Raw genomic sequence first — 23,197 nt, 5'->3', positions numbered from 1 at the left:
CCCGGGCCGGCCGTGAGCCCCGGATCGGCCGTGAGCCCCGGGCCGGCGCTGAGCCGGGTCGGTCCTGCGGTCGTGGGCCTCGTGGAGCGGCCCGCCGGGCAGGCCGTCCACACCGGAGCGGTCGGTCCAGACCGCCGGCCGCGCCGAATGACCTGATTGCGGTGAGCGAGCGAGCTATTGCACTGGGTGATCGTCCTGCGTACGCTCCCTCGTTGGGGAGGCCGGGATGCCGCTGCCAACGAGTCCTGTCATTCGACGTGCACGTCTCGGCGCTGAGTTGCGCCAACTGCGTCGGCGCGAGGCGCTGACCCTGGAGCAGGTCTGCGACCGGCTGGGCTGGGCCTCGACGTCGAAGCTGTCCCGCATCGAGCTGGGCCAGAGCCGTCCCGATCTCGCGGACGTGCTCGATCTGCTGGACGTCTACAAGGTGCCCTCGCCCGTCCGTGACGCGCTGATCGTGATCGCCCGGGACGCGGCGACCAGCCGCGGCTGGTGGAAGACGCTCGGCGAGATGAGCGAACGCCAGCGCACGTACGCCGAGTTGGAGGCGGGCGCCGCCGACATCGTCGAGTACCAGCCGGCGGTCGTGCCGGGGCTGCTCCAGACGCCCGCGTACACCCGGGTGTTCGTGGAGGCCGGCGCGCGGTTCACGCCGGAGCTCGATGTGGAGTCCGAGGTGCGTGCCCGTGCGCTGCGGCAGGAGGTGTTGCGGCGGGCCTATCCGCCGCGTTACACGGCGGTGCTCGCCGAGGCCGCCTGCGACCCGGGCGACCTGCCGGACGAGGTCTGGCGCGAACAGGTACGGCATCTGGTCGCCGTGACCGGGCTGTCCCATGTCACGGTGCGGCTGCTGCCCCGCGGGGTGGCCGGTGGCGGGCTGCACCCGCTCACCCCGTACTCCTGCTATGCCTTTCCCGACCCGGCGGACCCGCGGACGGTGATGCTGGAGACGTTGACCACCGACGTGCGGTTGGCCACCGTGCTCGACGTCGACCGCTACCAGCGGATGACCGAGGCGTTGCTGGCGGCCGCGCTGTCACCGGAGGAGACGGTCACCCTGCTGGCGCGCCGCGTCGGCGAGTAGGAACCACGCCGCGCGGCCACCGGGCCCGGCGCCCCCGAGCCCGTCGGGACCGGCGGCCGGCGCGTGCGCAGGGCACGATAACCGCGGGGTACGACAGCAGACTCAGGCCGGCACGTCGAGGAAGTGCTCGACCAGGGGCGGCCCGGCGAAGTGTGGCCCGATCAACGCCCGCCACTGCGCGAACCGCTCGGTGGCCCGGAAGTTGTTCTCGTGCGCCTCGACCGAGTCCCATTCGACGAGCAGCACGAAGCGTGTCGGCGACTCGATTCCCCGGGTCATCCGGACGGACCGGCAGCCGGTCGCCCCGGCGAGCACCGGGTGACCCTCGGCGTACGCGGCGGCGAACGCGTCCTCGTGTCCGGGCAGTACGTCGATCAGCGCGACCTCAAGCACCATGTCGGAAAGCCTCTCACGGTGGGCCGGTCGGGCGGTGTCGCGGGGTCCGTTCCGGTGTCGGCGACGCCCCTCGGGGGCCCCTAGTGTGGGGTCGTGATCATCGACTGGCTCACCGGTACCGCATTCGAGGTGGCCGGCACGGCCACCACCTGGGCGGAGCTGCTGGGGTTCGCGACAGGTGTGCTCAACGTGTGGCTGGTGGCCCGACAGAGGATCGCCAACTGGCCGGTCGGCATCGCCAACGTGGTGCTGCTCATGCTGTTGTTCTGGACCGCGGGGCTGTACGCGGACGCGGGGCTCCAGGTGGTCTACGTCGCGCTCGGCTGCTATGGCTGGTGGCACTGGTTGTTCGGTGGCGAACGGCGGAGCCGGCTCACGGTGGGCCGGACCGGGCGCCGAGAGTGGCTGCTGTTGGCGATCGTCGGGGTGCTGCTCACCGGCGGGCTGTGGGCTCTGCTGGACCGGGCCACCGACTCGACCGTGCCGCTGCCGGACGCGGTGACCACGGCGCTGTCCCTGCTGGCCACCTACGGACAGACCCGCAAGCGGGTGGAGAGCTGGTGGCTCTGGATCGCCGCCGACCTGATCTACATCCCGTTGTACGCGTACAAGGGACTGCACCTGACCGCCGTGCTCTACCTGGTCTTCCTTGCCCTGTGCGTGCTCGGGTTGCGGGCCTGGCGGGCGGACCTGCGCCGGGTCGACAGGCCGACCCCGGTTCCGCCCGGCCCGGCGCCGGTGAGCGCGTGAACGCCGACGCAGAGTTCGGGCACGGGTTGGTGGTGGGCAAGTTCTACCCGCCGCACGCCGGGCACCACGCGCTGATCGCGGCCGCCGCGGCCCGCTGCGCCGAGGTCACCGTCGTCGTCGCGCCCTCGCGCCGGGAGTCCATCCCGCTCGCGCTGCGGCTCGACTGGTTGCGTGAGGTGCACGCGGACACCCCGTGGGTGCGCTTCGTCGGCAGGTACGACGATCACCCGGTCGACTACGACGACCCGGCCGTCTGGGACGCGCACTGTGCGGTGTTCCGCGACGCGGTCGGTCCCCGGAGGGTGGACGTGGTCGTCTCGTCCGAGGCGTACGGGGCGGAGTTGGCTCGCCGCTTCGACGCCGTAGGGGTGTCGGTGGATCCGGATCGGCGAACCGTGCCGGTCTCCGGCACCGCCGTCCGCGCGGATCCGGCGGGTCACTGGCGGTTCTTGAGCCCGCCGGTGCGCGCCTGGTTCGCTCGGCGGGTGGTGGTGGTCGGCGCGGAGTCGACAGGCACCACCACGATGGCCGCGGCGCTGGCGGCGCACTACGGCACGCGTTGGGTGCCGGAGTACGGCCGGGAGTTGACCGCCGACAAGCTGGCCCGGTTGCGGGAGCGCGTTCCGGGGGCGACCGTCTTCGACGTCACCTGGGACACCGACGACTTTCGCGCGGTGGTCCGCGAGCAGCAGGCGGCCGAGGACGCGGCGGCCCGGGTCGGCGGTCCGCTGCTCGTCTGCGACACCGATGCGCGGGCCACGGCGGTGTGGGAGGAGCGTTACCTGGGCAGCACGTCCCCGGAGGTGCGGGCGGCGGCCCGGAGGCCTGCGCTGTACCTGCTGACGGATCACCGGGACGTGCCCTTCACCGACGACGGGCTGCGCGACGGCGAGCACCTGCGGGCCTGGATGACCGAGCGGTTCCGGAGCGAGTTGGCCGGGTGCGGGGTGCCGGTGGTGGAGTTGGTCGGTACGCACGCCGAGCGGCTGGCCCGGGCGGTACGCGCCTGCGACGACCTGCTGGCCGCCGGCTGGTCGCTCAGCGATCCGATACTAGCCTCCTAGGACACCCTGGCGGGTGTGCGGTGGGATTCCCGGGACCAGTGGTGTTCAGCGACACCGGGTGCCCGGGGTGTGATCACGGGGCGTGGTGGGCAACAATGGTCACCGAGGAGGGGAGTATTCCTTCGCGACGGAGTCGTCAGCACGGTCGATCGTCGGAACCACGGCGACCCGACCCGGCTCCGTAGGTCGCCGTTTCCGTTCGCGGGCGGCGGCGGAAGAGACCTCCGACAGTCACCAGAGTGAGCGACAGCGGCACACCGGCCCGAGCGGCGGCGTACGGTGTGCCCGACGCCGCGTGTCTGCCGGAGGAAAGAACGTTGGACGTGTCCGGATTAGTGTGGGCGGGGACGCTTGTCGTACTGACCGCGGTCCTGCTCGTTGACCTGTTGATCATTGGCCGGCGCCCGCACGAGCCGAGTGTGCGGGAGTCGAGCCTCTGGGTCGCCTTCTACGTCGGGCTCGCCCTGCTGTTCGGGGCGGGTGTCTGGCTGACCGCTGGTGCCAGCCCGGCCGGGCAGTTCTACACCGGCTGGCTCACCGAGTACAGCCTCTCGGTGGACAACCTCTTCGTCTTCGTGATCATCATGGCCCGCTTCGGGGTTCCCCGGCAGTACCAGCAGAAGGTGCTGCTCGTCGGCATAGTGCTGGCCCTGGTGATGCGCGGTGGGTTCATCGCCGCCGGTGCGGCGCTGATCTCGCAGTTCTCCTGGGTCTTCTACATCTTCGGCGCGTTCCTGATCTACACCGCTGTCAACCTGGCCCGGCAGGGCGAGCCGGACGAGGACGAGTTCTCCGAGAACGTGCTGATCAGGTGGAGCCGCAAGGCGTTGCCGATCTCCAAGGAGTACGACGGCGCGAAGCTCACCACCCACTCGACCGGCAAGCGGCTGTTCACCCCGATGCTGATCGTGATGATCGCGATCGGCACCACCGACCTGATCTTCGCACTGGACTCGATCCCGGCGATCTTCGGCATCACCCAGGAGCCGTACCTGGTCTTCACCGCGAACGTCTTCGCGCTGATGGGCCTTCGTCAGCTCTACTTCCTGCTCGGTGGCCTGCTCGACCGCCTGATCTACCTGAGCTACGGCCTGGCCGTCGTGCTCGGCTTCATCGGCGTCAAGCTGGTGCTGGAGGCGTTGGCCGACAACCAACTGCCGTTCATCAACGGTGGCGAGCACGTCGGCTGGGCACCGCACATCCCGATCTGGCTGTCGCTGCTGGTCATCCTCGGCACCCTGGGCATCGCCACCGCCGCCAGCCTGATCAAGTCCTCCCGGGACCGGCGCCGCGAGCTGGCCGACGCCCGTCGCTGACCGGAGACCGGCCGGGCGCCCCGATGCGCCCGGCCGGTCCCCACCCGGTGCGCGCGCCGACCAGCGGCGGATGTCCTGGCGGTCCGACCCCGGTACGCGCCGATCAGCCGAGGGTGCCCCCGCCGTCAGACCCGGTGTGCGCCGACGAGCGTGGCGGTCCGATCGGCCGGTAGTGGCTCTTCGATGACCCGCCGCCGCCGGTAGCAGGCGTGCAGCATCCGTCGCTCGCCGCCGGCCCCGGGTGGGGCGGTGACGATGCCGATGTGGTGGATCTTGCGGCCGGGTCGGGCGAAGAAGTAGAGGTCACCGGGGCGTTCCGCCCCCAACGCCAGCGGGGTGGTGGCGACGGCCTGGTCGTCGGCGTCGCGGGGGAGCAGCACCCCGAACCGCCGCCAGGCCAGGTGCACCAGCCCCGAGCAGTCGATGCCGTGCGCGGAGAGGCCACCCCAGATGTAGGCCACGTGCAGCAGCCGCTGCGCCACCGCGAGCGCCTGCTCGGCGGTCGGCGCGGCGGCCGAGGCCGGGACCAGGTGGCTGTCGGGCAGCCAGAGCGGCGCGGCCTGCCCCGGGGCGTGCACCGGCCGCCAGTCGTCGCGGGCGGGGCCGGTCGGCACCAGGCGGGTGCCGACGACGACGCCGGGCAACACCACAGGCCCGCCCGGGGCGGCGTGCAGCGCGGTGACCGTGGCGTCCACCACCACCTGGGCGTCGGTGCGGGTGGCCGGGTCGACCGCGGCCAGTTGGTCGGCGGGGAGCCATCCCGGGTAGCCGCGCGGGTCCAGCTTGGCGGCCGGCTGCTCGACGGCGACGACGCGGGCCCAGCCGTCCGGTCGTAGCTCGCTGACGAGGACCCGCTCGCCGAGCAGGAGTTGGCTCAGCACACAGTCGCCGACCTGCTGCTCGGTGCTGAGACCGGAGACCCAGGCCAGGATGTCGGCGCCGGCGGTCAGCGCCGGGCGATCGACCGGACGGACCGCCTCGGGCGAGGTCCACAGTGTTGCCACCGCGACGCGAACGACGGCCTCGCGGCCCGGTTGCAGCTCCACGTCAACCCCCAGATCGAGTCGGTTGTCCAGGGAACCCTATGAAAGAAAACAACACTCATCAAGCGCGAGCCTGCACCTTAGCTTCAGCCAGCCCGGAGATGCCCAGGCCGGGGGCGTTCGGCAGCACCACGGTAGCCCCGTCGTACCGTATCCCGCCCTGCACCGGCGACCAGGCCAGCCACCAGGCGGCGTCCAGGTCGCTGACCGCTGTGGTGCCGTACGCGGCGACCAGGCTCGCCGCCGCCCCGATGCCGACCTGACTCTCCATCATCGAACCGACAACCGTGCCGAGCCCGTGGGCGGAGGCCAGGTCGAGGAGGGTACGCGCCGGGTGCAGCCCGCCACACTTGGCCAGCTTGACGTTGACCAGGTCGGCGGCCCGACGGCGGATCACCTCCACCAGGTCGCGGACCCCGAAGACCGCCTCGTCGGCCAGGATCGGCACGGACACCCGGTCGCTGACCCAGGCCAGCCCGTCCAGGTCCCAGCGGGGCACCGGCTGCTCGACCAACTCCACGTCGAGCCCGGCGTCCTCGATGCCACGAATCACCCGGACCGCCTCCCGGGGCGACCAGCCCTGGTTGGCGTCCAGCCGGATCCGAACCCCGGGGCCGACGGCCGCGCGGACGGCGCGTACCCGGTCCAGGTCGGTGCTCGCGTCGGTGCCGACCTTCACCTTGAGCACGCCGAACCCGTCGGCTTGCCGCTGCCGCGCCGCCGCCGCCAGGTCCACCGCGTCGCCCGCCGCCAGGGTGACGTCCGTCGGGACCCGCAGCGAGGTGCCCCCGAGCAACCGCACCAGGGGTACGCCCAGCCGTCGGGCGGCGAGGTCGTGCAGGGCGACGTCCACCGCCGCCTTCGCCGCCTCGTTGCCCGCCACCGCGCGCTGCACGTCGGCGCACCGGGTCACCAGGTCGTCCGGGTCACGACCGATCAACCGCGGACCGAGCAGTTCGCGTACGCACGCCCGCGCGCCGGCGACCGACGCACCGGTGACCTGCCAGACCTGGGGCGCCTCGCCGAAGCCGGACCGACCGTCGGTGTCGACGAGTTCGACGACGAGCGTGTCCACTGTGGTGGTACGCCGCAGCGCGGTGACGAACGGGGTGTGTAAGGGGGCGGAAACCCGGTGGGTGCGTACCTCCGAGATCGTCATGTGAGGCACCCTATACGCAGGCACGCGGCAGGATGGGGGACCGGATGACCGGGCAGAGTTGGGAGCTGGTGGGCGCACCGAACGCGCGTGAGTTGGGTGGGCTGGTCGGCGCCGGTGGGCGGCGGGTCCGGGTGGGACAGCTGATCCGTACTCCGGCGCTGGGTCGGCTGACCGACGAGGACCTGCCGGTGCTGGCGAAGCTGGGGCCGGCGTGCGTGCTGGATCTGCGCGCCCCCGCGGAGATCGCGGTCGCCCCGGCGGATCGGCTGGCCGGCGAGCCGCGGCTGGTGTGCCTTCCGGTGCACGACCCGGAGCACCCGGTCTTCACGTACGTCTCGGCGGTGCTGCTGGGCCACGACCTGGACGCGTACGCGGAGTTGGCCCGGCAGGGCACGGCGGGGGCGATGGCGGCCATCTACCGGTGGTTCGTCACCGGGGAGTCGGCTCGGGTCGGCTTCGCCGAGGCGGTACGGCTGGCCACGCGGCCGGAGAACCTGCCGATGGTCTACCACTGCTCCGCCGGCAAGGACCGCACCGGGTGGCTGACCGTCATCCTGTTGACGGCGCTCGGGGTGGACGAGGCGGCGGTCCGCGCCGACTACCTGCGCAACAACGAGCTCACCGAGAGCCTGCGGGCGGTGATCGTCGAGGCGATGCGTCGGCGGAATCCCGAGCTGGACGTCGACGCGGTGGTGCCGGTGTTGGAGGTCCGCGCCGAGTACCTCGACGCCGGCTACGACGAGGTGCGTCGGGTGCACGGCTCGTTCGACGCGTACCTGCGCGACGGGTTGGGGTTGACCGACGAAACCCTCAGCGCGTTGCGGGCGCACCTGTTGGAGTGACAGGCGCACCGGTGGGTGTGCCGGTGCGGGCGGCGCGGCCGGTGACGACCAGCGCCTGGCCGGCGGCGTAGGTCGCCATGACCAGCACCGGCGCGCCGGGTGGCTGGGCCACCTCGGCCACCCCGGCGGCGATCAACAGGTCGGAGCCGAGGAAGAGCGCGGCGCCGAGGCCGACCCGCCAGCCCTGGGTGGCGGCGGTGCTCGCCATGGCGGCCAGCGCTACCGCGTAGGCGGCCACCGGTACGGCCAGCCCGACGTCGGTCAGCCCCGTCCACATCCAGGTGAGGGCGACGACGGTCAGCGTCGCGTACCCCAGGGGAACCGCGACCAGCGGCGTGCGGCGCAGCGCGGTCGCGGCACCGTGCCGGGTGAAGGCCGCGAAGTAGCAGAGGTGTGTGCCGAGGAAGCAGGCCATGCCGGCGAGGAACCAGCCGGTGCCGTCGATCATCAGGGCGACGTCGCCGCCGGTGGCGAAGGCCAGCGCGACGAGCACCACCCGGTCCGGCCGGGCTCCGCGTTCGGCGCTGACCCGCCAGAGGTACGCGGCCAGGAGCGGCATCAGCAGCGGCTTGGTGAGCAGGAAGGCCACGCCGCCGCCGGTGGCGTTGGCCAGCAGGTTCGCGGCCGTCACGACGAGGAAGGCAATCAGCACGGTGCGACTGCGGGGCATCGGCGGCTCCGGGGTGGGGGTGCGAGCAGCGTAGCCGGACCGACGGTAGAGGTCAGAGCTGGTGGCGGGCGGCCCAGACCTGCGCCGAGATGTCCGCGAGCAGCAGGCAGGCGTCGTCCTCGACCTGGTCGTCGCCCCCGGCCGGGTCGGTGGTGGTGCAGACGGCGATCAGGTACGGCGGGGCGTCGGCGGGCAGCACCACGCCGACCCCGTGGCGCACACCGCGTACCCAACCGCTCTTGTGCGCGATGCGGGTGCCCTCGGGCAGGCCGGCGGCCAGGTCCTCCCGGTGTTCCTGCGCGAGCAGGACGTCCAGCATGGCCGAGCAGGCCGCCGGCGAGGCGAGCCGGCCCGGGGCGCCGGCCCCGGTGGCCAGCGCGCCGAGCAGGGCGGCCAGGTCGGCGGCGGTGACCGTGTTGGTGATGCCTGCCGCGCGGGCGGCGAAGTCCTCGATGCCCCGGCCCGTGCCGCTGCCGCGGGCACCGGCCAGCGCCCACACCTCGGCGACGGCGGGCAACCCGACGTGTCCGATGACCAGGTTGGTGGCCAGGTTGCTGGACCGCACGATCATCCGCTCGGCCAGCCAGCGCAGCGACGCCGTGCCACCCAGCCGGTCCCAGACGGCGTCGTCGTTGTCGTAGGGCTGCGCGCAGGAGAAGCGGGGCGCGCCGGACTGCGCGGAGTCGAACTCGTTGACCACGGGGACCGGGGCGTCCAGGTCCAGCGTGCCCGCCTCGGCGGCCCGGTGCAGCGCGGCGAGCACCGCCACCTTCATGGTGCTCGCCGCGTAGTGGCCGGCGTCCGCGTGGCGGGTCCAGGTCGGCGGCGCGTCGAGCCGCCCCACGTACGCGGAGACGGTGCCGGGCACCTGGTCCAGGTGGGCGTCGAGATCATCCCAGGTCATGCCGGTGACCGTAGCGGATCAAGCGAGGGTGGGCTCGCGTACCCGTCGGGGGGAAGACGACGGGCGCGGGGGGCGCCCGCCGGCGCCGCGGCCCGGGTGGGGGGGGGGGGGGGGGGCGCGGGGGGGGGGTACGCGGCGGGGGGCGGGGCCCCCCCGCGGCCCCCGCGCCCGGTTTCGGGTGCTGGTGGGTCAGCCGGCGTGCTTGCGGCGGGCGGTGGCCCGGCCCCGCAGCTGCTGGTCGAGCACCACCTTGCGGATGCGCACCGTGGCAGGGGTGACCTCGACGCACTCGTCCTCGCGGCAGAACTCCAGGGCCTGCTCGAGGGTGAGCTTTCGCGGCGGGACCAGCTTCTCGGTCTCGTCGGAGGTCGACTGCCGCATGTTGGTGAGCTTCTTCTCCTTGGTGATGTTGACGTCCATGTCGTCGGAGCGGGAGTTCTCCCCGACGATCATGCCCTCGTACACCTCGGTGGTGGGCTCGACGAAGAGCTGACCGCGCTCTTGAAGGTTGGTCATCGCGAAGGCGGTGACCGCGCCGGCCCGGTCGGCGACGAGCGAACCGTTGTTGCGGGTGCGCAGCTCGCCGAACCACGGCTCGTACGACTCGAAGACGTGGTGCAGGATGCCGGTGCCCCGGGTGTCGGTGAGGAACTCGGTGCGGAAGCCGATCAGGCCGCGCGCCGGGACCAGCCACTCCATCCGGATCCAGCCGGTGCCGTGGTTGACCAGCTGCTCCATCCGACCCTTACGGGTCGCGAGGAGCTGGGTGATGGCGCCCAGGTATTCCTCCGGGGCGTCGATGGTCAGCCGCTCGACCGGCTCACAGGTCTTGCCGTCGATTACCCGGGTGACCACCTGCGGCTTGCCGACGGTCAGCTCGTAGCTCTCCCGGCGCATCTGCTCGACCAGGATGGCCAACGCCAGCTCGCCGCGGCCCTGCACCTCCCAGGCGTCCGGCCGCTCGGTGGGCAGGACCCGCAGGGACACGTTGCCGATCAGCTCCTTGTCGAGCCGGTCCTTGACCATCCGCGCGGTGACCTTGGAGCCCTTGAGCCGGCCGACAAGCGGCGAGGTGTTGGTGCCGATGGTCATCGAGATGGCCGGCTCGTCGACGGTGATCAGCGGCAACGCGACCGGGTTCTCGACGTCGGCGAGCGTCTCACCGATCATGATCTCGGGGATGCCGGCGACGGCGATGATGTCGCCCGGTCCGGCCGTGTCGGCCGGCTTGCGCTCCAGGCCCTCGGTCATCAGCATCTCGGAGATGCGGACCCGCTGGGTGCTGCCGTCGGTGCGGCACCAGGCCACCGTCTGACCCTTGTTGATCGTGCCCTGTCGGACCCGGCACAGCGCCAGCCGGCCGAGGAACGGCGAGGCGTCGAGGTTCGTCACGTGCGCCTGCAGCGGCGCGCCGTCCTCGTACGCGGGGGCGGGGATGGTGTCCAGCAGGGTGCGGAACAGCGGCTCCAGGGAGGTGCTGTCGTCCGGCACCGAACCGTCGGCGGGCTGGGTCAGCGAGGCGATGCCGTCGCGGGCGCAGGCGTAGACGATCGGGAAGTCGATCTGCTCCTCGTCGGCGTCCAGGTCGAGGAAGAGCTCGTAGGTGTCGTCCACGACCTCCTTGATCCGGGCGTCGGGGCGGTCCACCTTGTTGATCACCAGGATGATCGGCATCCGGGCCCGCAGCGCCTTGCGCAGCACGAAGCGGGTCTGCGGCAGCGGGCCTTCGCTGGCGTCGACGAGCAGCACCACGCCGTCGACCATGGTCAGGCCGCGCTCCACCTCGCCACCGAAGTCGGCGTGGCCGGGGGTGTCGATGATGTTGATGGTGACCGGGTCGGAGCCGTCCGCCGGCAGGTACCGCACACCGGTGTTCTTGGCCAGGATCGTGATGCCCTTTTCCCGCTCCAGGTCACCGGAGTCCATCACCCGCTCGGTGTTCTCGCCCCGGGCGCCGTACGCCCCGGCCTGCCGCAACATGGCGTCGACAAGCGTGGTCTTGCCGTGGTCGACGTGAGCGATGATGGCGACGTTGCGGAGGTCGGTGCGAAGCTGCATACCCTCTATCCTTCCGCCTGCGCTCGCGCAGGCCGCGTCGGGGTCACCCCCAGGTGCCCCTGATCTATGGTGAAACTGCTGTCCGGCTGGTTACCCCGGCTGGCATGCTGACTCCCGTGTTCCGGGGGCCTGAGTGCACGACCTGCTGACCTGGGTGCAGAGTCTGCCCGCCCTCTGGATCTACCTGGTCGCCGCGCTGATCGTGGCGGGCGAGACCGCGGTGATCTTCGGCCTGCTCGTGCCGGGTGAGGCTACCCTGCTGCTCGTTGGCTTCCTCACCTACAACGGTACCTTGCGGCTCGGACCGGCGTTGCTCGCGATGATCGTCGCGGCGGTTCTCGGTGACGGGCTGGCCTTCCGCGCCGGCCGGCGCTACGGGCCGCGGCTGCGCGCCGGGCTGGGTCACCGGGTCGGTCCCCGGCGGTGGGCCAGGGCCGATGCCATGCTCGCCCGGCTCGGCGGGCGGGGTGTGTTCGCGGCCCGCTGGGTGGCTTTCGCCCGCACCCTGGTGCCCCGGTTGGCCGGTGCGGCCGGCATGCCGTACCGGCGGTTCGCACCGTGGAACCTGGCCGGGGTGGCGACCTGGGTGGGCGGCTCGGTCCTGCTCGGTCACCTCGCCGGTGAGTCGTACGACACGGTCTCCCGGCTGCTCGGCCGGGCCACCGGCGTGGCGGGGCTGCTGCTGGCCGGCCTGCTGGGCGTCGTGCTCGTCGGCCGGTGGCTGGGTCGCAATCCCGACCCGGTCCGCGCGCTGCTGTCCCGGGCCGGCGCGCTGCCGCCGGTGCGGTGGCTCACCGCCCGCTACGGGGTGCTGTTCTTCCTGGTGGCCATGCGGATCGGACCGGCCTGGACGCTGCTGCTCAATCTGGCCGCCGGGCTCCTGCTGCTCTTCGCCGCCGGGCTCGCCATCGCCGGGCTGCTCGCCCTGGTGATCCGCAACAGTGGGCTGGTCGCGCTCGACGACGCCATCGCGGGGTGGTTCGCCGCCCGGCGTACCCCGGACGCCGCCGAAGCCACGATGGTCGTGGTGTCGGTGGTGCGAGGGTCGGTGCTGATCGCCCTGGTGGGGCTGGTGGCCGCGGTGCTGGCGTGGCGCAACCGACCCTGGCGGGCGGACCTGCTCAGCGTGGTCGGCACGGTGGGCGCGTTCGTGCCGCTCGTGGTGTTGGCGGTGGCCGCCGAGGTGACAGGCGCGCACAGCACCGCGCCGGGCGGCGGCGAGGTGGCCGCGCTCTCGACCCAGAACGCCGTGGTCGCGGCGAGCTTCTGCACCCTGGCCTGGCTGGTGTCGCGCAGCGCCCGCTGGCCGGTGGCGGTGGCCGCGTGGACGACCGCCGCCGCGGGGATGCTCGGGATCGGCGGCGCACGGCTCTACCTCGGCCTGGACTCGGCGAGCGGGGCCGCCGCGGCGGTGCTGCTCGGGGTGCTCTGGACCGTGGTGTTCATGGTCGCCTGGGCCACCCGGGACCGGGCCGTGGGTGATCTCGAGCAGCCGGACGACCAGGCGGTGACGCCGCCGCAGGGGCACCGGCGGCCGGTGGAACCTTGTTAGGGTGCGACGACTGTCACACGGGGAGGCACCACGATGGTTCGACTGACCAATCGGCTGGGCGCTGCGGTGCTCGTCGGGCTGCTGGCGTCGAGTGTGCTGGCCGGGTGCGCCGGCGAGGGGAAGAGCCCGCCGGACCAGAACGCCCCGGTCGCGTTCTCGGACATGCCGGCGAATCCCTCCTCCGAGGAGGCCACCGAGGCGCCGAGCCCGTCGGTGAGCGCCGTGGAGTCGATGGGTGCCGCGCCGAGCCGTCGCGCCTCCCCGTCCCCGACCGTGAAGCCGAAGAAGAAGCCGACCCGTACGGCCCCGAAGCCGCTCGCGGTGGCGAAACCGCCCACCGAGACCCTGGTCCCGCCGGCCCCGCCGAAGCCGGCGCCGAGCTCCTGCAAGCCGACCTACCGGGGCACCCAGGCCGCCCAGGCCGAGGCGAAGGCGGCGTTGACGGACGCGGCCGCCCGTTCCTACTGGCCGGTCTCCGCGCCGGACATCAAGATCCCACTCGGCCTGCTCAAGGCCACCGCGTGGCAGGAGAGCGGCTGGCAGTCCAACATCTACGCCTGCGACGGCGGCGTGGGGTTGCTGCAGGTGATGCCGAACACCGCGACCTGGATGAACCAGCGCTTCGAGCAGAGCTACCAGATCGACGACTACCGGGACAACGCCTTCCTCGGGGCCACCTACCTGGCCTGGGCCACGAAGTACATCGGTGACATGTACTTCGGGTCGGACTTCCGTCTCGACCCGGCGCTGTGTGGGGCCGAGCTGAATTCCTGCCTGCTCAACGCGGTCATCGCCGCGTACAACGCCGGGCACGGCGCGGTGGCGCAGGAGGGCCAGCCCCTGGCCATCCCCAACCCGTCGTACGTGCGCAACGTGCGGGCGCTGATGACCGAGTGCGTCTGCCTGGGTTACTGATCGCGGGCGGGGCCGTGCCGGTGTCGCCACAGCCCCGCGCGTGTGCCGGTCAGTCGCGGGCGGCGACCGGCTCCGGCGACGCCGGGCTGTCGGCCGGCTGGTCCGGGGTGATCCGGCCGGGCCACCAGAAGCGGTCTCCGAGCAGGAACGCCAGCGCCGGCACGAGGACGGTGCGCACCAGCAGGGTGTCGAGCAGCACGCCGATGCAGACGATGATGCCGATCTGGGTCAGCGTGATCAGCGGCAGCACGCCGAGGACGGCGAAGACCGCGGCGAGCAGCACTCCGGCGCTGGTGATCACCCCGCCGGTGACCCGCAGGGCGGAGAGCATCCCGTCGCGGGTGCCCGCGCCGCGCGCGTCCTCCCGGGCCCGGGTGACCAGGAAGATGTTGTAGTCCACCCCGAGCGCCACCAGGAACACGAACGCGAGCAGCAGCACACCGCTGTCCAGCGCGGGAAAGCCCAGCACGTGGTCGAAGAGCAGCCACGCCGCGCCGAGGCTGGCGAAGAACGACGCGATCACGGTGAGCACCAGCAGCAGCGGAGCGAGCAGGCCGCGCAGCAGCAGCACGAGCACGGCGCCGACGAGCAACAGGATGATCGGCAGGATCAGTCGCAGGTCGCGGTCGTTGGCCTCGTCGGAGTCATAGGTGGCGGCCACGGAGCCACCGACGATCGCCCCGGATGGCGTGTCGGCGCCGGCCGCGGCCGGCGGAGCGGAATCGGGGACGGCGGCGACCGCCTCGCGCAGGGCCTCGATGGCGCGGTCCGAGGCGGTGGTCCCGGGTTCGGCGTCCAGGACGACGTCGACCTGGGCGACGGCGTCACCGGCGTCGCCGGGGCGTGCCGAGGCGACCCCGGGCACGGCGGTGGCGGCCTCGGTGACGGCCCGCGCCGCCGCCGGGTTGGTGAGCACCGCCACCGGCTGGGTGCTGCCGGCGGGGAACGCACGGGCCAGGGTCTGCGCCCCGGTCACCGCCTCGGGCTCGGCCCGGAACTGTTCGGTCTCGGACAGGCCGGTGCGGATCCCGAGCCCACCCAGCGCCAGACCGCCGAGCAGCAGGGTGGCCAGCACCGCGACCACCACCGGGCGGCGTTGCACGGCGGTGCCGAGCCGTCCCCAGAGCCGTCCCTCCCGGGCCGGGCCACCGACGCGGGGCACGAACGGCCAGAACAGGCCGCGGCCGAGGAGCACCAGCACGGCGGGGAGCACGAACAGCGCCGACAGCATGGCGAAGACCACACCCGTGGCGCAGGCCACGGCGAGGGCCCGGTTCGTCTCCTGCTCGCTGAGCAGCAGGGTGAGGACTCCCAGCACCACGGTGCCGCCGCTGGCGAGGATGGGCTCGGCGGTACGGCGCAACGCGGCGCGCATCGCCGCGTACCGGTCCTGCTCGCGCCGCAGTTCCTCGCGGTAGCGGGCGATGAGCAGCAGCGCGTAGTCGGTGGCGGCACCGAAGACGAGCACGCTGGCGATGCCGGTGACCTGGCCCTGCTGGAGGTTGATGCCGACGGCCGGCACGATGGCGTCGACCGCGCGCAGGGTGAGCTGTTCGGTGGCGGCGACCACGACGAGTGGCACGATCCACAGGAACGGGCTGCGGTAGGTGATCAGCAACAGCAGCGCCACCACGGCGGCGGTCACCGCGAGCAGGGTGACGTCGGCCCCGTCGAACACCGAGGACAGGTCGGCGGTGAAGGCCGGTGCGCCGGTCACCTCGGCGTTCAGCTCGCCGGGCAGGTCGCCCAGCGCGGCGCGTAGCTCGTCGACAGTGCCGGTGACCTCGTCCTGACCACCGCTGGTGTCGACTGGCACGGCGACGAGCGCGACCGCCCCGTCCGGGGAGAGCTGCGGGGGACTGACCCGTCCACTCACCGCGAAGCGGCCCAGGTCGCCGGCGCGGGCGGCGACGGCGGCCCGGTCGGCCTCGCTCAGCGCCCCGCCGTCACCTCGACTCACCACCACGATGGCCGGTTGGACCTCGCTGGACGGCAACTGCTCCTGGAGGCGTTCCACCTGTGTCGACTGCCACCGCACCGACAGGCCGGTGGCGGAGACCGGGGCCGGGTTGTCCGGTTGGGGCGTTCCGAAGACGACCGCGCCGACGACGATCGCCGCGGCCACGGTGAGCCAGGCGGCGAGCCGGCCGCCCGCGACCCTGGTGAACACAGACATCAGATGACCCCAAAGTCCTTCGGCAGCCGAGTATCTTGATAGCCGAGATTATCGAGGGCTGTTCTATGCTGCAACCCGGGAGACCGACGACGGGAAGAGCGGCGCGAGGTGGCGACTCACGGCATGTACCGGCGGCGCGACACGCGCCGCGAGCAGCTGGTCGCGGAGATCACCAACAACCTCCGGCGGTACGCGGTGGACGCCCAGCAGGTCGGCCACGCCTTCGCCAACCTGCACGGCCTCAACCCGACCGACCTCCAGGCCCTGATCGCGGTGATGGACGCCGAACTGCTCGGTGACCCGATCACCCCCGGCCGCCTCGGTGAGCAGCTCAATCTCTCCTCCGGCTCGGTCACCGCCCTGATCGACAGGCTGGAGCGGGCCGGTCACATCCGCCGGGACCGGGACACCGTCGACCGGCGCAAGGTGCTGCTGCACTACGCCGACCAGGGAGCGGCCCTGGCCATGCAGTTCTTCCAGCCGCTGGGCGCGCGTACCGACACGGTGATGGCCCGCTTCGACGACGGCGAGCTGGAGGTGGTGCACCGGTTCATGGCGCAGATGAGCGAGTCGCTGCGGGGGCACCGGGACGCGGTGCGCGGCGCCCGATCCGGGTCGCCCCGCCCGCCGACGGGCTGAGCCGTGCCGGCCCGGCTGGTCACCCGCCTTGCGGCCGTCGCGCTGCGGTTGTCGCCGACCCGTCCCGGCCCGGTGCGGGTCACCCGCGACATCCCGGTCCGCACCCGCGACGGTGTGGTGCTGCGGACCGACCACTACGCCGCGGCGGTGCGCGGCGCGCCGACCGTGCTGATCCGCACCCCGTACGGGCGGGGCGGACCACTGCGGCTGCTCGGCCGGCTGCTCGCCGCGCGGGGTCGGCACGCGGTGATCCAGGACTGCCGGGGCACCGGAGGGTCCGGTGGCACCTTCGCACCGCTCGTGCACGAGCGCGACGACGGAGTGGACACCCTGGACTGGCTGCGTCGCCAGCCCTGGTGGTCCGGCCAGCTCGGCATGTTCGGGGTCAGCTACCAGGGTTTCGCGCAGTGGGCGCTGGCCGCCGACGCCGGTGCCGAGCTGCGCGCGATGGTCGCGGTGGTGACCGCCTCGGCCACCCGGGACTCGACGTACGCGGGGGAGTCCTTCGCCCTGGACACCGTGCTGACCTGGGCGGAGCTGCTGCACGCGCAGAACGTCGGATGGCTGGCCCGCCAGTGGGAACTCAAGCGGGGCCAGCCCCGGCTGGCCGCCGCGCTGGCGCACCTGCCGCTCGCGGACGCCGACCGGGTGGCCACCGGCGTGACCATCCCGTTCTTCCAGGAGTGGCTGCGCCACCACACCCCGGAGGCGGCGTACTGGCGTGAGCGCGTCTTCGCCGACCGGGTGGCCCGGGTGCGGGCGCCGGTGGTCCTGGTCAGCGGTTGGCACGACATCTTCCTGCCCGCCCAACTCGACGACTACGCCACGCTGCGCGCCGCCGGCACGCGGCCACGCCTCGTCGTCGGCCCCTGGACACACGGCAGCCCGGGGCTGTTCGTAGCCGCCCTGCGAGAGGGGTTGGCCTGGCTCGACGAGCACCTGACGGCGGTGCCACCGGCCGGCCGGCGGGCGCGCCGGGCCGGGGCCGCCCCGGTCCGGTTGCACCTGGGTGGGCCCGGCGGCGGCTGGCGGGACCTGCCGGACTGGCCACCTTCGACTGTCGAGACGGCCTGGCACCTGCATCCGGGAGGTGAGCTGGCGGTCCGCCCGCCGCTCGCGTCGACGCCGGACGAGTTCCGGTACGACCCGGCCGACCCCACCCCGTCGGTGGGTGGGCCGCTGCTGGTCGCCAAGCAAGCCGGCCCGGTGGACAATCGGCAGGTCGAAGCCCGCCCCGACGTGCTGACCTACACCAGCGCCCCGCTGGCCGGCCCGATCGAGGTGATCGGTCCGGTACGCGCCGAGATCCACGTCCGTGGTGAGCTGCCGTACCTGGACGTCTTCGTGCGGTTGTGCGACGTGGACCGGCGCGGTCGCTCGTGGAACGTGTGCGACGGTCTGGTGCGGGTGACCCCCGAACGCTTCCCCGCCGGCCCGTCGGGGGTGCGGCGGGTCCCGGTGGCGCTCTGGCCGACCGCGTACCGGTTCGCCACCGGGCACCGGCTGCGGGTGCAGATCGCCGGTGGCGCCCATCCCCGGTGGGCGCGCAACCCCGGCACCGGGGAACCGCTCGGTACGGCGGTGACGCTGCGTGCCGGTTGGCGGCAGGTGCTCCACGACCCCGCTCACCCGTCGGCGCTGCTGTTGCCGATCGTCCACTCAGCCCCGACGGCACCATCAATCTAAAAAGAACCCTCCTGAGCTGGGCATTCATCGATAATGCGGGCTATGGTTGGTGTAACGCCCGGTGCCGTGCAGCAAGCCGACCGGGATCGCCCGAAGCCCAACACCGCGTACGCGGTGTGACGTCGTACCCGGTCCCCGCCCCATCCGAGAGGGGGACCCCATGACACGGGCCCCGGCAAACCTATTGGCCGTCCGAAGCCTTCTCCTCACCCACCTGAACATCGACCCGAACACCGTCCGCGCTGCCGACCTGGAGCCGGACGAGGTCGGCATCGTCGGCGACCCGGATCACCGCGGCGGCTATCACTGCGGCTCGGACCGGGTGGTCACGAACGACTATTCGGTCGTCGAGTCACCCCGGGACCGAGCCGGACTGACCCTGGACGCGGCGGCGCTGGACGTCGGCCAGTTCGAGGTCCGCTCCGCTGGCCGTACGCACACCATGGCGAGTTTCTCGCTCTGGTGCGTGGCCCAGTGCGTCGCGAACGCGGCCGACACCCGGGACCTCCGCGAGATCATCTACAGCCCCGACGGTTCGACCGTGAAGCGGTGGGACCGCCTCGGCAAGCGCAGCACCGGCGACAGCTCGCACCGCTGGCACACCCACTTCAGCTTCTTCCGTGACGCCATCAAGGCGGGCCGCGACCAACGGCCGTTGTTCCGCCGCTACCTCAGTTCCATCGGACTCCTGGAGGACGACGACATGACCCCCGAAGAGCACAACTGGCTGGCCACGGTCCACACGAACCTCACCGTGCTGGACGGCCGAAACCCGATCGGCCAGATCTACACCCGGATGGCGGAGGGTCGGGACGACACCGGCGCCCCGGTGGCCGGCAACTGGAACCTGCAGGCGATGACGAAACAGCTCACCGCCCTGCAGAGCACGCTGAACGCACTGGCCGCGAAGGACTTCACCGATGAGACGGCGATCATCGAGGGCGCCCTGGCCGGGCTGACGCCGGAGAAGATCGCGGCGGCCATTCCGCCCACCGTCGCCAAACAGGTCGCCGACGAGCTGTCCCGCCGGATGGTCGCCTGAGCGGAGGGGCGGTCCGTAGCCGCCGGGTCGCCCCTCTCCTCAACCTCATCCGCAACATCTGTTGAGCAATAACCGTTGCGCAACAGATGTTGCGGATGGCAGGGTGGCGGTATGGAGACCCCCGACGTACGCCACGTCACCGACTCGCGGGTGCTGGCCGCCCTGGCCCACCCGCTGCGTCGCCGGCTGATGGACGTGCTCAAGGTGCACGGGCCCTCGACCGTCGGCCTGCTCGCCGAGCGCACCGACCAGGCGCCGGCGAACGTCAGCCACCACCTCAAGGTCCTCGCCGCCGCGAACCTGGTCACCGAGGCTCCCGAACTGGCCCGCGACCGGCGGGAGCGGTGGTGGCGGCTCGTCACCCGAGGAGTGCGCTGGTCCAACACCGACTTCGACGCCGACCCGGCCGCCCGGGCGGTCGCCGACGCCGCCACCTCGCTCAACCTGGACCGGCACGTCGCCCTGGCCCGAGCCTGGCACGCCGCCGACGACGCGGCGCACGCCGCCTGGCACGACGGCCCGTTCTCCACCGACAGGTGGCTGCACCTCACCCCCGACGAGCTGTTCGAGCTGAGCCAGGAGGTAGCCAACCTGCTGGCCCGGTGGGCCGACCGGCAGCCGCCCGAGGACGGTCACGAACGGCAGCCCGTGTTCGTGTTCGCCCACGGAATTCCGGCCCGGCCGTGACCGCGACCACCCGCACCGGCCCGTTGCCGGTCCGCCCGCGCGGCGGGCTGCTGCGGCATCGGGACTTCCGGCTGCTCTGGACCGGCCAGACGGTCAGCAGCATCGGCAGCAACGTCTCCACAGTCGCGTTGCCCCTGGTCGCGGTCGCCGTCCTGGACGCCGGCACCTTCCAGGTGGCGGTGCTCACCGCCGCGGCCTGGCTGCCCTGGCTGCTGATCGGCCTGCCCGCCGGTGCCTGGGTGGACCGGCTGCCCCGCCGACCCGTGATGGTGGCCTGCGATCTGTTCCGCGCGCTGCTGTTCCTCACCGTGCCGCTCGCCGCCGCACTCGACCGGCTCACCGTGACGCACCTGCTGGTGGTGGCGCTCAGCGCCGGCGTGGCGCGGGTCTTCTTCGAAACCGCCGACCAGGTGTACCTCCCGGTGCTGCTGCGACCCGAGCAACTGCCGGAGGGCAACGCGAAGCTGCACGCCACCCAGACCGCGAGCTATGTCGTCGGACCCGGCGTCGCAGGTCTGATCGCCCAGCTCATCGGTGCGGTCACCGCGCTGCTGCTGGACGCGATCAGCTTCCTGGTCTCCGCGGTGTGCCTCCTGCGGATCCGCACCGTCGAACCACGCGCACGCCGGGCGGACCGGTCCCGCTCACTGCGCCGCGACATCGCCGAAGGGCTGCGTTTCGTCGCCCGGGACCCGTACCTGCGGGTGCTGACGGTCTTCGGCGCGGCCAGCAACATCGGGCTGACCGGCTACCAGGCCGTCCTCGTGGTCTTCCTGGTCCGCGAGTTGCGTCTCGCACCGGGTCTGGTGGGCGTCCTGATCGCCGTGATGAGCGCCGGAGGGATCATCGGGGCGTTGCTCGCCACCACGCTGGGCCGGCGCTGTGGCACCGCGCGGGCACTGCTGATCGCCGGGGTGTTCACCGGCCCGCCAGCCCTGCTCATCCCGCTCGGCACACCCGGCATCGGGTTGGCCTGGCCAGCCCTCGGCGGCCTGTTGATCGGCCTGGGGGTGGCCATCGGCAACGTCGTCAAGGGCGCCTTCCGGCAGACCTACACGCCGCACCACCTGCTCGGCCGGGTGACGGTGAGCATGCACCTGCTCAACTACGGCACGATCCCGCTCGCGGCAGTGCTCGCCGGAGCCCTCGGCGCGCGCTACGGCGTCGCGACGGCAATTGTCGTGATGACCGCCTGGTTGGCGGTCACCCCGTTGATTCTGTTGATCGGACCGATCCGGAGGCGGCGGGACCTGCCCGCCGCCCCGGCGGCGTCTTGAGTGCGCTGCGACGGCGGCCGGAGACCGGCCGCCGTCACCGGCACGGAGCTACATCGGGCGGACGTTGTCCGCCTGCGGACCCTTCTGCCCCTGGGTCACCTCGAACTCGACCTTCTGGCCCTCGTTGAGCTCCCGGTAGCCGCTCGAGGCGATGGCGGAGTAGTGGACGAACACGTCCGGCCCTCCACCGTCCTGCTCGATGAAACCGAAGCCCTTTTCCGAGTTGAACCACTTAACCGTGCCGGTTGCCATGCATCTCTCCCTGTTCAAAGCGGCTGACCCTCGGCCTCTGGCCGATGATCGCCCGTACCTGTCCGACAGTAACGGGCGAAACCCCAATCCGCTGGCCGAAGTGCCGTAGGTCTTCGTGTGAACTCGGGTGAACTCTGCGCGCCGGCACGTGAAACCTGCCCCGACCACCCGCCGCTGGGGCATGCTTGCGCCGATGAGGGGTGCCGCAGCCGACGTGCTGACCGAGCTGGAGCGCGAGATCGACGCGCCCGGCGCCGGCCTGGACCGGCTCCGGTTGGTGCCCACCCCGTTCGTCCCCGAGGTGCGGCTGTACCTGGCCGAGGACGCGATCGTCTTCTGGGCTCGGATGGAGGCAGCCGCCGGGCACGCCCTGCCGGCGCCGTACTGGGCGTCCGCCTGGGCCGGCGGCCAGGCCCTGGCCCGGCACCTCCTGGACCACCCCGAGCTGGCCGCCGGACGTCGGGTCCTCGACCTCGCCGCCGGCTCGGGACTGGTGGCCATCGCCGCCGCGCTCGCCGGCGCCGCGGAGGTGGTCGCCAACGACATCGACCCGTACGCCGTCGCCGCCGTCACCCTCAACGCGCGGGCCAACCGGGTCGACGTCGACGTCACCGGGGACGACCTGCTCGACGGCACCGACGCGGAGGCCGACCTGGTGGTCGCCGGAGACGTCTTCTACGACCGCGCGATGGCCGAGAAGATGCTGCCCTTCCTGCAGAGGGTCGCCGCCCGGGGCGCCGACGTGCTGGTCGGTGACCCCGGCCGAGGGCACCTACCGGCGGACCGCCTGACGGTCCTTGCCGACTATCCGGTACCCACCACCGAACCCTCGGTCGACTCGTCGTTGCGCCGGGTGCAGGTGCTGCGACCCGTCTGAGCGTGGACACCGCCTCAGGGACGACCCCGAGACCGATACCAGGGGGGCCTGGGGGCTGGAACCGGATGTCCGAAGTGGTCCGCGGCCATAGCGTACGAGGCATGACGCAATGGCTGGCACAAATCGGCGAACTACCCGTTCTGCTGCTGATGGGTGCACTCGGCCTCGTCATGCTCTTCGACGCCGTACCCCTGCTGGGTGTCCTGATCCCCGGCGACGTGGCGATCCTGGCCGCCGTCGGGGTGGGCCGCCCGACCACCGGGCTGGCGACCTTCACCGCGGTGCTGGTCGGCTGCCTGGCCGGCTGGTCGCTGAGCTTCCTGATCGGCCGCCGGTACGCCGAGCGGCTGCGACACAGCCGGATCGGCGGCTGGATCGGTGAGCCGCGCTGGTCGGCCGCGGAGGGGATCCTGCGTCGCGGTGGCGGCCGGATGATGATCGTCGCGCCGTTCCTGCCCGTGTTCAACGCGCTGCTTCCGCTGGCCGCCGGCGGGCTGCGGATGTCGTACCGGCGATTCCTCGGCTGCGCGACGCTCGGCGCCGCCGCCTGGGCCGGTCTCTACCTCGCGCTGGGCACGGCATCCCGATCGCTGGCCGGGCTGCTGCCGGGGCAGCCCAGCCCGCTGCTGGTGACCATGGGGGTCGGGATGGTGCTGGCTTCCGTCGTGCTGTTGGGGGCGCGGCGGCGGTTGTTCGTTGTTGCTGGTTGAGGGTTCTTCTGGGTCGGTGGTTGCGGTGTGGGGGCGGGGCCTGCCGTGCCCGGCTCCGGGCGGTCAGGCTTGATCCCTGCGCCGGGCACGGCAGGCCC

At 72.4% G+C, this 23,197-nt stretch carries 22 protein-coding genes; 14 read left to right on the top strand and 8 right to left on the bottom strand.

Features of this window, described 5'->3' with window-relative positions; all coding sequences use genetic code 11:
- Positions 1–226 precede the first annotated feature (226 nt).
- The gene (locus ACPXBU_RS31930; protein ID WP_425761042.1) at positions 227–1,084 is read left to right on the top strand and encodes a helix-turn-helix domain-containing protein; all 858 of its coding nucleotides are present in this window, start codon (positions 227–229) and stop codon (positions 1,082–1,084) included.
- Between the two features lie 102 nt (positions 1,085–1,186).
- On the opposite strand, the gene ACPXBU_RS31925 is transcribed toward ACPXBU_RS31930, so the two are convergent.
- A complete protein-coding gene (locus tag ACPXBU_RS31925) occupies positions 1,187–1,480 on the bottom strand; it encodes an antibiotic biosynthesis monooxygenase family protein (protein ID WP_393363085.1) in 294 nt (97 codons plus the stop codon).
- Between the two features lie 93 nt (positions 1,481–1,573).
- Between ACPXBU_RS31925 and pnuC the strand changes: the two genes are divergently transcribed.
- The 3 genes from pnuC (at position 1,574) to ACPXBU_RS31910 (ending at position 4,610) form a co-directional block, all read left to right on the top strand.
- On the top strand, positions 1,574–2,230 hold the full coding sequence (gene pnuC, locus ACPXBU_RS31920; RefSeq protein ID WP_425761041.1) for a nicotinamide riboside transporter PnuC: 657 nt from the start codon (positions 1,574–1,576) through the stop codon (positions 2,228–2,230).
- Positions 2,227–3,294 (top strand): AAA family ATPase, encoded by a 1,068-nt coding sequence (locus tag ACPXBU_RS31915; RefSeq protein WP_425761040.1) that lies wholly within the window; start codon positions 2,227–2,229, stop codon positions 3,292–3,294. The genes pnuC and ACPXBU_RS31915 overlap by 4 nt, the downstream gene beginning before the upstream one ends.
- Before the next feature lie 317 nt (positions 3,295–3,611).
- Positions 3,612–4,610, top strand: a complete 999-nt coding sequence (locus ACPXBU_RS31910; RefSeq protein WP_393363078.1) for a TerC family protein — start codon at positions 3,612–3,614, stop codon at positions 4,608–4,610.
- A 125-nt stretch (positions 4,611–4,735) separates the two neighbouring features.
- Here the strand turns inward: ACPXBU_RS31910 and ACPXBU_RS31905 are convergent, their stop codons facing one another.
- Together ACPXBU_RS31905 and ACPXBU_RS31900 are read right to left on the bottom strand one after the other, a co-directional pair.
- Positions 4,736–5,656 (bottom strand): NlpC/P60 family protein, encoded by a 921-nt coding sequence (locus tag ACPXBU_RS31905; RefSeq protein ID WP_425761039.1) that lies wholly within the window; start codon positions 5,654–5,656, stop codon positions 4,736–4,738.
- 58 nt (positions 5,657–5,714) lie between these two features.
- The gene (locus ACPXBU_RS31900) at positions 5,715–6,812 is read right to left on the bottom strand and encodes a mandelate racemase/muconate lactonizing enzyme family protein (RefSeq protein WP_425761038.1); all 1,098 of its coding nucleotides are present in this window, start codon (positions 6,810–6,812) and stop codon (positions 5,715–5,717) included.
- Between the two features lie 44 nt (positions 6,813–6,856).
- Here ACPXBU_RS31900 and ACPXBU_RS31895 point away from each other — a divergent pair, with 44 nt between their 5' ends.
- Positions 6,857–7,654, top strand: a complete 798-nt coding sequence (locus tag ACPXBU_RS31895) for a tyrosine-protein phosphatase (protein WP_425761037.1) — start codon at positions 6,857–6,859, stop codon at positions 7,652–7,654.
- Here the strand turns inward: ACPXBU_RS31895 and ACPXBU_RS31890 are convergent.
- The 3 genes from ACPXBU_RS31890 to typA form a co-directional block, all read right to left on the bottom strand.
- A complete protein-coding gene (locus ACPXBU_RS31890; RefSeq protein WP_425761036.1) occupies positions 7,623–8,324 on the bottom strand; it encodes a lysoplasmalogenase in 702 nt (233 codons plus the stop codon). The two genes, ACPXBU_RS31895 and ACPXBU_RS31890, sit on opposite strands and share 32 nt — an antisense overlap.
- Positions 8,325–8,376: 52 nt before the next feature.
- Complete coding sequence (locus tag ACPXBU_RS31885) at positions 8,377–9,228, bottom strand: serine hydrolase (protein WP_425761035.1); 852 nt, start codon at positions 9,226–9,228, stop codon at positions 8,377–8,379.
- A gap of 189 nt (positions 9,229–9,417) precedes the next feature.
- Positions 9,418–11,286: a translational GTPase TypA gene (gene typA, locus ACPXBU_RS31880; RefSeq protein ID WP_393363057.1), complete on the bottom strand. Its 1,869-nt coding sequence runs from the start codon at positions 11,284–11,286 to the stop codon at positions 9,418–9,420.
- Between the two features lie 133 nt (positions 11,287–11,419).
- On the opposite strand from typA, the gene ACPXBU_RS31875 reads away from it, so the two are divergent.
- The gene (locus tag ACPXBU_RS31875) at positions 11,420–12,838 is read left to right on the top strand and encodes a DedA family protein (RefSeq protein ID WP_425761034.1); all 1,419 of its coding nucleotides are present in this window, start codon (positions 11,420–11,422) and stop codon (positions 12,836–12,838) included.
- 33 nt (positions 12,839–12,871) lie between these two features.
- Positions 12,872–13,753: a transglycosylase SLT domain-containing protein gene (locus ACPXBU_RS31870; RefSeq protein ID WP_425761033.1), complete on the top strand. Its 882-nt coding sequence runs from the start codon at positions 12,872–12,874 to the stop codon at positions 13,751–13,753.
- Positions 13,754–13,802: 49 nt separating this feature from the next.
- Here ACPXBU_RS31870 and ACPXBU_RS31865 read toward each other — a convergent pair whose 3' ends face one another.
- Positions 13,803–15,929, bottom strand: a complete 2,127-nt coding sequence (locus tag ACPXBU_RS31865) for an MMPL family transporter (RefSeq protein ID WP_425761032.1) — start codon at positions 15,927–15,929, stop codon at positions 13,803–13,805.
- A 123-nt stretch (positions 15,930–16,052) separates the two neighbouring features.
- Between ACPXBU_RS31865 and ACPXBU_RS31860 the strand changes: the two genes are divergently transcribed.
- From ACPXBU_RS31860 to ACPXBU_RS31840, 5 genes are all read left to right on the top strand, one after another.
- On the top strand, positions 16,053–16,568 hold the full coding sequence (locus ACPXBU_RS31860; RefSeq protein WP_425761072.1) for a MarR family winged helix-turn-helix transcriptional regulator: 516 nt from the start codon (positions 16,053–16,055) through the stop codon (positions 16,566–16,568).
- 3 nt (positions 16,569–16,571) lie between these two features.
- Positions 16,572–18,254: a CocE/NonD family hydrolase gene (locus ACPXBU_RS31855; protein WP_425761031.1), complete on the top strand. Its 1,683-nt coding sequence runs from the start codon at positions 16,572–16,574 to the stop codon at positions 18,252–18,254.
- Positions 18,255–18,414: 160 nt separating this feature from the next.
- A complete protein-coding gene (locus ACPXBU_RS31850; RefSeq protein ID WP_425761030.1) occupies positions 18,415–19,296 on the top strand; it encodes a hypothetical protein in 882 nt (293 codons plus the stop codon).
- 111 nt (positions 19,297–19,407) lie between these two features.
- Entirely contained in the window at positions 19,408–19,983 is a 576-nt protein-coding gene (locus ACPXBU_RS31845; protein ID WP_425761029.1) for an ArsR/SmtB family transcription factor, read from the top strand.
- Positions 19,980–21,260, top strand: a complete 1,281-nt coding sequence (locus ACPXBU_RS31840; protein ID WP_425761028.1) for an MFS transporter — start codon at positions 19,980–19,982, stop codon at positions 21,258–21,260. The genes ACPXBU_RS31845 and ACPXBU_RS31840 overlap by 4 nt, the downstream gene beginning before the upstream one ends.
- Before the next feature lie 48 nt (positions 21,261–21,308).
- Here ACPXBU_RS31840 and ACPXBU_RS31835 read toward each other — a convergent pair whose 3' ends face one another.
- Positions 21,309–21,512 (bottom strand): cold-shock protein, encoded by a 204-nt coding sequence (locus tag ACPXBU_RS31835; protein WP_007462771.1) that lies wholly within the window; start codon positions 21,510–21,512, stop codon positions 21,309–21,311.
- 181 nt (positions 21,513–21,693) lie between these two features.
- Between ACPXBU_RS31835 and ACPXBU_RS31830 the strand changes: the two genes are divergently transcribed.
- Together ACPXBU_RS31830 and ACPXBU_RS31825 are read left to right on the top strand one after the other, a co-directional pair.
- Positions 21,694–22,389 carry a class I SAM-dependent methyltransferase gene (locus ACPXBU_RS31830; protein WP_425761027.1) on the top strand — a complete coding sequence of 232 codons (696 nt, stop codon included), beginning with the start codon at positions 21,694–21,696 and terminating at the stop codon, positions 22,387–22,389.
- A 101-nt stretch (positions 22,390–22,490) separates the two neighbouring features.
- Positions 22,491–23,099 (top strand): DedA family protein, encoded by a 609-nt coding sequence (locus tag ACPXBU_RS31825; RefSeq protein ID WP_393363032.1) that lies wholly within the window; start codon positions 22,491–22,493, stop codon positions 23,097–23,099.
- The last annotated feature ends 98 nt before the right edge of the window (positions 23,100–23,197 follow it).

The organism is Micromonospora sp. DT231 (genome assembly GCF_049847025.1).
Taxonomy (GTDB): Bacteria; Actinomycetota; Actinomycetes; order Mycobacteriales; family Micromonosporaceae; genus Micromonospora.
This window is presented reverse-complemented; position numbering and strand designations above follow the sequence as displayed.